Raw genomic sequence first — 1,091 nt, forward strand, 5'->3', positions numbered from 1 at the left:
GGAGCTGGTTTGTGTGGGAGCTGGCTTGCCTGCGATGCCGGCAACTCGGTCTTTCTGTGATCCCGAGGTGATGCCATCGCTGGCAAGCCAGCTCCCACATTTGGACCGTGTTTTATCCGTTATTCTTGCGTTGGAACAGCAACTCCACTTCCAAGCCCCCGCCCTCCCTATTCCTCAAGCTCAACCGCCCCTCATGCGCCCTGGCGATGGTGTGAGCAATGCTCAACCCCAACCCATACCCGCCGGTCTCGGCATTGCGTGACCCTTCCACCCGATAAAACGGCTCCATCACCTGCTCCAGCTGTTCCTGGGGAATCCCCGGCCCTCGGTCGCTGATGGTGATCGTCAAGCTGTCCGCCACGTCCTCAACCCGTACCACCACATCGCTGCCATAGCGCACTGCGTTTTCCAACAGGTTCTGCACACACCGCTTGAGACTGCGGGCATACCCCGGTAACGGTTGTTTCGCCCGGCCTTCGATTCGCACGCTCTCGCCCACGTCTTCCAGATCCGCCTGCAGGCTTTGCAGCAAGGCATTGATGTCGATGTTCTGTCGCGCCTCGTTGATTTCGCCGCTGCTGACAAAATCCAGGGTGCTGGCGACCATGTGCTCCATTTCTTCCAAATCACTGCGAAAACGCTCACGGGTGCGGGTGTCGTCAAGCATCTCGGTGCGCAGGCGCAGGCGTGTGATGGGTGAACGCAGGTCGTGGGAAATCGCCGCAAGAAAACGCGTGCGCTCGGCGATGTTGGCGATCAGGCGTTGTTGCATTGCGTTGAACGCCTGGGCTGCGCGGCGCACTTCGGTGGGGCCATCCTCCGATAATGGCGGGCGCTGGATGTCCCGGCCCAGCGCTTCGGCTGCCTTGGCCAGGGCGTTGAGCGGGCGGATGGCCAGGCGCACGGCCACCAGGGCAATCACCACCAGCACCAAGACCCGCAGCAGATAAATGCGCATCACATAGTCGAACAATAGGTCCAGCGGCGAGGTGCTGGTCCAGCCCTGTTCCTCGCGCGCATCCACTTGCAACCAACGCCCATCCGGCAGGCGCAGGTCGATAAGGAATTGCCCCACCACCGGCTTGGAGCCG

Annotated in this window: 1 protein-coding gene; it reads right to left on the reverse strand. The window is 61.5% G+C overall.

The window, feature by feature from the left end:
* Positions 1 to 112: 112 nt before the first annotated feature.
* Positions 113 to 1,091 (reverse strand): ATP-binding protein (locus tag H8F21_RS29335; protein ID WP_203585849.1); only part of this gene is annotated, 979 nt, incomplete at its 5' end.

Origin of the sequence: Pseudomonas arcuscaelestis (assembly GCF_016881005.1) — a bacterium.
GTDB lineage: Bacteria > Pseudomonadota > Gammaproteobacteria > Pseudomonadales > Pseudomonadaceae > Aquipseudomonas > Aquipseudomonas arcuscaelestis.